An 8,616-nucleotide genomic window follows, 5' to 3' on the forward strand; every position below is an offset into this window, starting at 1 on the left:
GGCGCGACCAGCCCCGGTGGGTACGCTCAGGCGACGTTGACGTTGCACCGCCCCCTGAGCGTGACGCCGGCGGAGGTACGGCAGTCCAGGGCACGCAGAACGGCCCGCCAGGATCGATCCTGGCGGGCCGTTCGCTGTGCCGGGGTCAGCCCTTAGCGATGCGCTCGACCCACTCGTTGATGCTGCGGAGGTGGTCGGCGGAGCTGAAGCCGTCCCGGTCGGTCACCGACCCGGGGAGGCTCTCAAGCGCTTGCCGTAGGGCGGCCAGTTCTCCGGCGATGGCGAGCGCGGCATGCGCCGATGCCATCTGCGCGAGCGCCGACGTGGCCGCCAGCGAGTCCTGCTTCGGCGCGTGCCTCAAGAACTCGGCAGCTTCTTGGACGTGGGTGCGGTGTTCGGTCATGGCCGCTGATCGTCACGTCTGGGCCGCCGGCACGGGAGGCTTCTGTCACCTCGCCGACAGACCGGGCCGGCTCGACGGTTCACGCCCCGCGTGACTTCTCGCGGGCTCGGTTCCAGACGCGGCGGCCGAGGCGCCACCGCTTGCCGGTCTGTCGGCACCAGCGGCAGGGGCGGGCGATGCGTCGCGGGCGGCCCTTGTCGTCGGTGGGCCGGTGGACGCCTTGGCCTTTGCAGCACCAGCAGTCGCGTAGCGGGTGCAGCCAGCAGGACATGGGGTACCAGGCGAGCGCGACCAGGGCGATAGCGCTAGCGGTCAACGTGGCTCTCACAGGGCCTCCAGGGGCCGAAATTGGGGATCGGGCGGTGACGAGGGCTAGCGGCTAGTTGCCTGCTCAGGCGGGCTAGCGCAGGGGCTAGCGCTAGCCCCCGTCGGGGCTATCAGGAGTCGACCTCAGCGAGGTCCGTGCCGGCGATCGTCTCGGCGTTGCGTTCGGTGATCCGGGCCTCCAGGACGGCCAGCTTGACGCCCTTGCGGGTGGTCGGCTTGCCGTCGATGCGCCGCCCGATGCTCTCGGTCTTCACGCCGGCGCGGGCCATCCACGCCCCGAACACCTCGACGGTCAGGTCGCCGTACGCGTTGGGGTCGAGGGCCTGAAGCCGGGGCACGATCAGCTCCGACCAGATGGCGTCCTCGCCCTCGTGCCACACCTGGCGGACGTCGGCGAGCAGGTTCCGCAGCGCGATGCGCGGCACCTCGACGGGCTGCTCGCCGCGGCGCATCTCCAGGGCGCGGGCTACGACCTTCTCTGCGGCCGGGTTGTCGACGTACGCCGACCGGCAGGGCCTGGTGGGGCCGGCGCCAGCCCGGTAGCCCCAGCCGGAGTCCTTCGGGCCGGTGGAGTCGCCGGGTTCGAACTCGGTGGGGCGGGCGCCGCGGGCGTAGCTGCCGGTGCCGAGCACGAGGTCCGTCTCGGTGTGGGAGGTGACCGCCAGGCAGGTCCGCAACGCGATGTTGGAGCTGATGCCGCGTGGCACGCTCTCTTTGTCGATGCGCTGGGTGGCGAAGATGACGTGGATGCCGAGGGCCCGGCCGCGCTTGATGATGCTGGTGAGCAGGAACTTCGCGCGCTTGCCGTGCTTCGGGTCGGTGAGCAGCTCTTGCAGCTCGTCGAGGAACACGGCCAGGGGGCGAAGCCGTGGGTCGTGCTCGGCCATGCGCCGGTTGACCTTGTTGACGGTGTTCATGCCCTGAGCTGCGTACTTACGGACCAGCGGGGCCCGCTCGTCGCATTCGGTCAGCAGCCACTCCAGGGCGGCGAGGCCGGCGGCCTTGGTGGCTTCGTCGGCGCCGGACCCGAACAGCCCTTCCGGGCAGAGCGGTTCGAAGCAGTCGACGTCGCCGGAGCCCTTGAAGTCGAACACCACGGTGACGACCAGCGGGTCCAGGATCGCGGCGAGCAGCACCACCCGCGCGGCGAGGGTCTTGCCGGAGCCGGGGATGCCGGCGAACAGGCTGTTCTTCTCGGCCAGGCTGTAGGTGACCGGGCGCATCCGCTCGTCGTGGCCGTAGACGAACACGCCGGTGAAGTAGTCGAACGTGCCGTCCTCGAGGAGCGGCCACGCCGGGGCCCGCATCGAGCTGACCGGCTTGTCGGCCACCCAGATGGACAGCACGCCCGGGTGCTCGCCCTCGACGGTGGAGGGCCACACCTGCGACTTCGGCAGCCGGAACCCGGACGCGAGGCGGTCGCGTTCGTCGATGACGTCGGTGGCGAGCACCCCGGCGGGCAGCAGCACCAGGGCCTCATGCCCGGGGCCGGCCCGGTAGATGTCGCGGACGAACTTGACGTCGGTCGGGTTCTTGATCCCCTTGACGTTGCAGGCCATGATCGCGGCGCGGGTGAGTCCGGCGGTGAGGCGGATGAACCGTTCGGCGTTGAAGACCCGGTCCACGATCGGGGCGTCGATGGGCCGGCCGGCGCGGGCGAGTAGCGGCACGATCAGGGCGGCGGCGAGGGCTTGCGCCCACCACGGGGCGACGAACACGAGCAGCCCGACCAGCACCACCAGCAGCAGCACCACCGGCACGGCCAGCCAGGCGCGGGCGCCCACGCGCCGGTCACGCTGCCGGGACAGGGCGAGGTAGTCGTCGACGTTCTTGCGGGTGGCGGCGTCCTGGCGGATGCCGAACCCTTCCAGGTCAAGGCACCAGTAGATGCCCTTGCCAGTGAGCCGGAACAGGCCGATGGGCGCGTACCACGCCGCCTTGGCCGCGTACTTCGGTGACCGGGTGGCGTGGATGGCCGCGGAGTACGTCACGAACGACACGGCCTCGACCATGAGGGCGTGACGGCCGGCGGCCGAGCGCAGCGACGCGGGCACGATCGGCTTGCGGTCGCCGGAGTAGCGGCTGGTGATGTCGGCGAACGTGGTCGACGCCCGCGGCGGGTCGACCGGCGGCCCGTCTTCCCGGCCGCCCTCGATGGCCAGCTGCTCGCCGGGCGCCTCGAACAGCGGGGTACGCGGTGCCGGCACGACCGGCTCCAGGTCGTCGGTGTGGATGGGCTCTGCCATGCTGGTCACTTCCTCTCGTGGGGATGCGGGCCCCGGCCGGGCTGTGATGGGTGCGGCCGGGGCCCGCGCTTGCGGTGGTGGTCAGCGGCTGCCGTGCTCGTTGCCCTCGAACTGGCGGGTCCGCTCACGCGACTCGCGGCGCTGCTCCTGCTCGGCGCGTTCCCGGTCGCGACGGTCGGCGTCCCTGTTGAGCAGCTCGGCGGCGATACGGGCGCGCTGGTCGGCGGTGTCAGCCATGGGTCAGTCCTCCTGCTTGGTGTGGTCGTTGTCGGTGGCGAGCAGGCGCGCTGCCCACTCGTCGGAGTACGCGACGCCGTCGCTGAACCACGGCCACGGGTCGCGGTCGGAGCGGCGGGTCTTGCGTGCCGTCACGCCGGCGCGCTCGATGACGGTGCCGACCGGCATGCCCGCCGGGTCGACGTTGGCGGCCCTCGCCGGCCGGGCCGCGAGGTAGGCGAGCAGGCAGCCCACGGCGCCGCAGACGGCGGCGGTGCGGGTCCACCCGTTGTCGGCGAACACCGCCAGGGCGACGTTCACGGGGACCAGGGCGAGCAGGATCCGACGGCGGTTCATCAGCTCTGCACCGCCTTCCGCTGCTGTGCCTGCGACGCCTTGCGTTGCCGGATCGGCTTCGGGTCGAACAGGGACGGCGCGGCCTTCTGCGCCCGCCGCGACAGGTCGGCGTACTGCTGGCCGGTGATCGTGTTCGGCACGGTCGGCTTGCTCATCGGAGACCGCCCGCCAGGTGCAGGAGGGTCCCGTTGACCCGGTCGGAGGACGGCGTTTCCGCAGCGTCCGGCGCGGATGGTGAGCCGGTCACGGCAGGCTTCGGCCGGTGGCGCTTGACGGTCGCCACCGAGCAGCGGGCAAGCTGCGCGATCCGCTCGTGGGTGGCGTCGGGGTGCCGCTCGTGAGCCGCCTCGACGCGCTGAGCGGCGGTCAACGACCGGGCGGTGACCCGGGGCCGGCGCACCGGCTCAACCACCGGCTCAGGTGCGACCGGGGCCGGCTCGGGACCGATCGGCGCGGCGTAGACGTAGACGGGTGCCAGCACCGGGGCCGGCTCGTCGGCGGCCTCGGCGGGCGGCAGCTCGTCGACGGGCAGCGGCCGACCCGACCGCGACAGGACCTCGACGGCGAGCAGGAAGCTCACCGCGGGGACGGCAGCGACCAGGCGGGCGGTGACGTTCGGATTCGCGCTGGCCACGTTCGCGGCGAGGGTGGCGAGGATGCCGAACACCAACGCGACCCGGGCGGACAGCCGCGGCCGCCGGTGCTGCCGCTTGTCGTCGAGCATGGCGAGGGTGGCGACCAGGATCAGCCCGTCGATGGCCAGCGGCAGCACCGCCGACACGGTGACGTGCTCCCCGGCCTTGCTGGCCACGTCGTAGATGTGCTGGTAGGACGCGAACCCGGCCACGGCTGCCACGAGGGCGGCAGCGGCACGGCTGGTGATGGTGCTCCGGTTCACAGGGTCACTCCAGTCAGGGCGAGGTTGGTCAGGGCGGCGGTGAGGCGCATCAGGGCGCGGTACTGGCGGGACGCCTTCCGGTGGGCCAGCGCGTGAGCGTCGGTGCCGGGCCGGGCGTAGGCGATCTCCATGCAGGTGAGGCCGTACCGGGCCGCCATGCTGTCGGCGGCCACGCCCAGACGAACGGCGAGCAGCTGGTGTTCCTCGGCGGTCATCGGGCAAGTTCCTTCGGACGGTCGGCGGTGGTGGACGCCTGGCGGATGGTGGCGGCGGTGTCGTCGGCGTGGGACTCGCTGGCCAGGTGCGCCAGCCAGAACGGGGTGAGCATCACGGCGGGCCCGCCGAGCAGCACGGCGACCAGGGCGACGGCAGCGGTAGGGGTCATCGAGCACCTCCAAGGGCGCGGGCGATCAGGGCGGTGACGGCGCTGGACAGCTCGGCGGCGGTGGCGAGCTTCAGCACCAGGAAGTTGTCCGGCTCGAAGCTCGGCTCGTCGGTCGGGTCCACCGGCTCGGAGAACTGCGCCACCGTCAGGTAGGGCGTGCTGTCGCCGGCCGACTCGATGTGCAGCACGTACCGGTCGGCGTCGGTGGTGACCTCGACCGGGGCGGACATGTGCATTTCGGGGTCCTGGTTGTGGGCGGTGGGCAGGCACCAGGCGGGGCAGTTCGGGCGGGCCATCAGCGGGCCGCCCAGCTCGTCGACACGCACATGCCGGCCGCGCCGAGCTGGTCGCCACAGGGCTGCGTCGTGTGGTTGTGGTGGGCGGCCAGGCCGGCGAGCAGGGCGCAGACGGCGACCGTGCGATAGACCAGGCGGTTGATGCGGGCACCCATCACGGGCACCTCCTCACGAGAGAGGGAAGTCAGGCAGAGGGGGCCCGGCGGGACCGAGGGCAGGCCAGCGGCCCCGCCGGGCGAGCAGGTCAGCGGGAGACGCTGTCCACGTAGACCAGGACGCCGGCCGGGCCGGTGGTGAACACCGCGGCGAGCGCGGCGCCGCCCAGCTCGTCGACCAGGCTGCCGGCGGCGGTCAGCGCCGCCCGGTCGTCGGCCGCCGTCACCTCGCGGGAGGTGAGCAGCACGTCGTTGGCGTCGTACACGTCGACCCGGTACGCCGTGCCGGCTCCGGCACGCACCACGCGAGCGCCGGCCAGCAGGGCCTCGGCCAACGCCTCGGCCTGCTCGGGGGTGCCGGCCCACCCCTCGGTGTCCTCGGTGCCGGCCCGGACACCCTCGGCACCCTCGGCGACGCACAGCACCACCCGCGTCGGGGTGACGACCAGGCCGCGCTCGTCGGACCGCTCCACGTAGACGCTCGCGGTCGCCGGCCGGTCGCACCAGGCGGCGTGGTCGGCGGTCACCTCGGCCAGCACCCGCTCGTGCACGGTGCCGAGGGTGAACCCGTCGACCTCGACGACCTCGCCGGCGTGGTCACGGTCGCACCAGGCGGGGCAGGGCGCGGCGGGGAAGACGCCCAGGTCCCGGGCGACCTGCTCGATGGCGAGCTTGCCGGCGACGCCGGGCAGCCGGCAGGCGGCGGCGAGACGCCGCACGGCCTCGGGGTTGTTGCTCAGCGCCAGCTCGATCAGGTCGACCAACTCCCGGTCGGAGCCCTGGTCGACGGCCGGGCGGGCGACGACGCGACCGAGGGCGTCGGCGTAGCCGTGGGCGTAGCCGTCCTTGAAGGACTCCGGCGCGTCCGCCAGCACGGCGGGGGTGGTGTCGACGCGGGCGGTGTGCGCGGGGTTCATCGGCCAGCGGCCGGCGTTGCCGCCCTGGCGGGGCGCGGGGATCGAGGCGGCCACCACCTCGGCCTCGGTGACACCCAGCCGGCGGGCCACCTCGGCGGCGGACAGCGGGACCGGGTAGGTCGACTGCAGCTCGGCGACCCGCTCGGGCAGGTCGGCGCGGATCGCGGCGAGGGTGTCCGGGTCGATGGGCCGGCTACTGGCCGGCTCGGGTGTGGATGCAATGATGCTCACGGGTCGCCTCCTAGCGGCGATCAAGGGCCGGGAGCACAGGAGCGCCAACTCCTGCCCGGCCCGCCTACGGTCTGTAGCCCTTCCGGGCCGTTGCAGATTCCGTTGCAGTACGCGTCAGTCCGTGATCATCCCCGGGGGTCCGCGTACGTGCCCTGACCTGCAATTCCGTACGTAGGTGAATCGCGGTGAACACTGGCCTTGAAAACTTCTAATCCCAAGGCCGCAGGTTCGAATCCTGCCGGGCGCACAGGTACTCCCGACCGGACGGCTCCCGTGGAGCTATCCGGCCAGCCGCAAGCGGCACTGCCTGACCGGGTCACCGACATGGTCAGAACCCCTGCGGTCTCGATGCGATCACCCGTTCGGGCCGGTCTCTTCGGATCCTTGGCGCGCGGGCTCCTCCGGCGGCGGCGATCGGCGGGTCTGGCACGCGGCCTCCGTCCGGCCACTTGTCGAGCAATGGCGGAGTGGCCCCGGCGCTTGATCCACAGGTCCCATATAGGTATTCGCCTATCGGAAGGACCACGACAGTGCACAGACGAACGCTCTTGGCCGCAGCCGTCGCCGCGCCCATCGGGGCCGCCATCGCCGCGGCTCCGGCCTCGGCTCACCACGGGCACGGCCGGTATCCCTCAGTGATCAACCTGCCGAACGGGTTCTGCCCGGAGGGGATCGCCCGGGGAACCGGCACGAAGATCTATGTCAGCTCCATGGCCGACGGATGCATCTGGTGTGCCGACCTGCGCACCGGCAAGGGGATGCTCCTCGTGCCGCCCGTGTCCGGCACCCAGGCAACGGGTCTGGACGTCGAACGGGGCCGGATCTGGGCGGCCTGCGGCAACATGGGCGGCGCGGCCGTCTACCGTGAGTCGACCGGCGAATGCCTGGCGACGTACGACTTCGGCGGCGGGTTCATCGACGGCGTGACCGCCACGAACAAGGCCGTGTTCTTCACCGACTCGGAGAAGGCCAAGATCTACTGCGTCGAGTTCGGCCGCCATGGCTCGCTGCCCAAACAGTCGGGAGTACGCGCGCTGCCGTTGCCGGGCGGGCTCGGTGACCCCACCGCCTGTAACACCGGCATCGTCGCCGCCTGGGCGGGCAAGCTCATTGTCGTGCAGGCCAGGACGGGCCGGCTCTACTGCTTCGACCCCCGCGCGGGCATGGCCGCCCAGATCAGCACGTGCGGCGTGTCGGTCTCCAATGGCGATGGTCTCCTGCTCGAGGGGCGCACGCTGTATGTGGTGCGCAACCGGAACAATGTGATCGCCAAGTTCCGCCTCAACGAGCGGCTGACGCGGGCCACGCCGGTCGACGTGATCCGTGACCGCGACCTCGATGAGCCGTCGGCTGTGGTTTCCTTCGGCTCGAGCCTGTACGCGGTCAACGCGCGGTTGTCCGTCCCGGCGACCCCCGACACTACCTACTGCGTCGTACGGGTACGCGACTGATCAACCATCATGCACCATCCGGCCGGGGATATCCCCGGCCGGATAAAAGGTGAGCGTTCAGGGTCGGCGTGGCAGTACCCCTAGCGGGGGATTCTCTTTGGTCCGACGTGACGGATGTCTCTACCCCTCGTTGCCACCGTTGTCAACGATCAACGCACGGGGGATTTACATGAGCAGAACCTCTATCACGAACGGACCGGCCCGCCTCTGCGCCCGGCTGGCCGTCTTCGCGATGCTGGCCGGTGCCCTGCTGCTGGGCGGCTCGCCGGCCCTGGCGGCGGAGACCATCAACATCAATCCAGGCAACGTGCCGACGACGGCGGCCCAGGCCACTCAGAACTGCGATCCCAACCTGGGCGGCGGGCCCTTCGCCAACGAGGACGTCTGGGTGTTCAACCTGCCGGGCAACCAGCAGACCAGCGGCGATTTCCTGTCGGTCACGGCGACGTTCAGCACGCCCGGCGGCGCCGTCACCCGGACGATCCCGACCGACCCCAACAGCGCCATCGTCAACAACCTGGGCACCAGCAAGGCCTGGATCAGGGTCCCGGCTGGTTGGACGCTGACCGGCGCCTCGGCGGTCATCTCCGGGACCGCCGACTTCTTCGTGCTCACCCACACCTGCGCGGCGTCGAGCCCCGAGGTGAACCTGAAGCTGACCCTGACCAAGACCGGCACACCGGCCAGCGGCCTCCAGGCCGGCGACGAGGTCACCTACACGTACACGGTGACGA

12 protein-coding genes and 1 pseudogene are annotated in these 8,616 nt (G+C 71.6%); 2 read left to right on the forward strand and 11 right to left on the reverse strand.

Features of this window, described 5'->3' with window-relative positions; translation table 11 throughout:
* Window positions 1-145: 145 nt before the first annotated feature.
* The 11 genes from ACPXCB_RS04055 to ACPXCB_RS04105 form a co-directional block, all read right to left on the reverse strand.
* A complete protein-coding gene (locus tag ACPXCB_RS04055; RefSeq protein ID WP_425872323.1) occupies window positions 146-403 on the reverse strand; it encodes a hypothetical protein in 258 nt (85 codons plus the stop codon).
* 437 nt (window positions 404-840) lie between these two features.
* A complete protein-coding gene (locus tag ACPXCB_RS04060; protein WP_425872325.1) occupies window positions 841-2,976 on the reverse strand; it encodes an FtsK/SpoIIIE domain-containing protein in 2,136 nt (711 codons plus the stop codon).
* Window positions 2,977-3,057: 81 nt separating this feature from the next.
* Window positions 3,058-3,213, reverse strand: coding sequence for a hypothetical protein (locus tag ACPXCB_RS04065; RefSeq protein WP_425872327.1), 156 nt, complete (start codon window positions 3,211-3,213; stop codon window positions 3,058-3,060).
* Window positions 3,214-3,216: 3 nt separating this feature from the next.
* On the reverse strand, window positions 3,217-3,549 hold the full coding sequence (locus ACPXCB_RS04070; protein WP_425872329.1) for a hypothetical protein: 333 nt from the start codon (window positions 3,547-3,549) through the stop codon (window positions 3,217-3,219).
* The gene (locus ACPXCB_RS04075; protein ID WP_425872331.1) at window positions 3,549-3,704 is read right to left on the reverse strand and encodes a hypothetical protein; all 156 of its coding nucleotides are present in this window, start codon (window positions 3,702-3,704) and stop codon (window positions 3,549-3,551) included. Before ACPXCB_RS04075 ends, ACPXCB_RS04070 begins: the two co-directional genes overlap by 1 nt.
* Window positions 3,701-4,447 (reverse strand): DUF2637 domain-containing protein, encoded by a 747-nt coding sequence (locus ACPXCB_RS04080; protein WP_425872333.1) that lies wholly within the window; start codon window positions 4,445-4,447, stop codon window positions 3,701-3,703. Before ACPXCB_RS04080 ends, ACPXCB_RS04075 begins: the two co-directional genes overlap by 4 nt.
* Window positions 4,444-4,662: a hypothetical protein gene (locus ACPXCB_RS04085; RefSeq protein WP_425872335.1), complete on the reverse strand. Its 219-nt coding sequence runs from the start codon at window positions 4,660-4,662 to the stop codon at window positions 4,444-4,446. Before ACPXCB_RS04085 ends, ACPXCB_RS04080 begins: the two co-directional genes overlap by 4 nt.
* Window positions 4,659-4,832 (reverse strand): hypothetical protein, encoded by a 174-nt coding sequence (locus ACPXCB_RS04090; protein WP_425872337.1) that lies wholly within the window; start codon window positions 4,830-4,832, stop codon window positions 4,659-4,661. The genes ACPXCB_RS04085 and ACPXCB_RS04090 overlap by 4 nt, the downstream gene beginning before the upstream one ends.
* Window positions 4,829-5,158: a hypothetical protein gene (locus ACPXCB_RS04095; RefSeq protein WP_425872339.1), complete on the reverse strand. Its 330-nt coding sequence runs from the start codon at window positions 5,156-5,158 to the stop codon at window positions 4,829-4,831. The genes ACPXCB_RS04090 and ACPXCB_RS04095 overlap by 4 nt, the downstream gene beginning before the upstream one ends.
* On the reverse strand, window positions 5,128-5,283 hold the full coding sequence (locus tag ACPXCB_RS04100) for a hypothetical protein (protein WP_425872341.1): 156 nt from the start codon (window positions 5,281-5,283) through the stop codon (window positions 5,128-5,130). Before ACPXCB_RS04100 ends, ACPXCB_RS04095 begins: the two co-directional genes overlap by 31 nt.
* A gap of 89 nt (window positions 5,284-5,372) precedes the next feature.
* Window positions 5,373-6,431, reverse strand: coding sequence for a hypothetical protein (locus tag ACPXCB_RS04105; protein ID WP_425872343.1), 1,059 nt, complete (start codon window positions 6,429-6,431; stop codon window positions 5,373-5,375).
* 635 nt (window positions 6,432-7,066) lie between these two features.
* Between ACPXCB_RS04105 and ACPXCB_RS04110 the strand changes: the two genes are divergently transcribed.
* Together ACPXCB_RS04110 and ACPXCB_RS04115 are read left to right on the forward strand one after the other, a co-directional pair.
* A complete protein-coding gene (locus ACPXCB_RS04110; RefSeq protein ID WP_425872345.1) occupies window positions 7,067-7,882 on the forward strand; it encodes a superoxide dismutase in 816 nt (271 codons plus the stop codon).
* Window positions 7,883-8,051: 169 nt separating this feature from the next.
* Window positions 8,052-8,616, forward strand: a pseudogene (locus ACPXCB_RS04115) (hypothetical protein); the annotation flags it as partial.

It is taken from the genome of Micromonospora sp. DT62 (assembly GCF_049847285.1).
Classification (GTDB): Bacteria; Actinomycetota; Actinomycetes; order Mycobacteriales; family Micromonosporaceae; genus Micromonospora; species Micromonospora reichwaldensis.